The 998-nt window shown below is 41.8% G+C and carries 1 protein-coding gene; it reads right to left on the reverse strand.

From position 1 onward, the window contains the following. Positions 1-935: CHASE3 domain-containing protein (locus ACYVRA_RS07390; protein WP_461252104.1), on the reverse strand; the 935-nt coding region annotated here is incomplete at its 3' end. Between the last annotated feature and the right edge of the window lie 63 nt (positions 936-998).

The raw sequence follows: 998 nt of genomic DNA on the forward strand, positions 1-998 counted from the left end.
AGCGTCCATTTTCCGCCTGATGCGCTATTTTTACAGCGGCGGTTTTTCCAATTTGTAAACCCGTTGATTTGATTTTCATGAAGTTTTTCGCTTTTTCCTTCTGTAACCGCAAGCGAAGAATAAAAAGTGACCGCTTCGGGATTGCAGTCGATTATTTTTAAAGTGTCGTCAAATAATAAATTGATATGCGGGTTTGACTCAAACATGGACGCTATGGTGAGCAGCGCCGATTCCTGGGCTTGGAGCGCCGCAGTTATGAATAAGGCGATCAATACGGCCAATATAATTGAAATAACGACGGAAATAACGGAAATTATAATCAACAGCATTTTAGAGTGGTTGGCGGTAACCAGCGCGTTGTTGCTTGTTCTTTTTTCTACGATGTTCGCCAGTTCGTACAATTCAATATTAAGCGCCCCAACTTCGTCCACGAAAGTTTCTAAGTTTTCGGCTATCTTTATGCACTGGTTATAATCGCCGTTACGCGCCGCATTCATTATAGGATCGCAAATTTCGTTTTTGTACCGCCGCACATGGGTCTTGAGCAAATCGACGCGTTCAAGCCGTATTTCCCTTTCCTCTTCATTTATTAGAGGGTTTTTTTTCATAAGATTTTCAAATATTTGTATGGTATTAATAACCGCTCTATACGCGGTTTCGGCCTCCTGATACAGTTTGTCGATCTTTTCACTTTCGCCCAATGGCGCGAAGGCTATCATAGTGTTGGTAATCCGGCGCAGATCATTATACGCGGACTGCGCCTCTAAAATGGCGCTTCTTACTGTTACCGGGTATTTCATTGTGTTGCCGTATATATTCGCGACTTTATTCAATCGGTTGATGGCGAATAGGGCCATACCCGCCAACGTCACGATAATCAGCACAAAGCCGATTATCATTCTTGACTTTATTTTTAAATTACCAAACCAATTCATAATTTATCCAAATATGAGTGAAGAGTGCTCATAACTTCCTCAAAATCAATCGGTTTGCCAACA

This window comes from Treponema sp. R8-4-B8 (assembly GCF_054786175.1).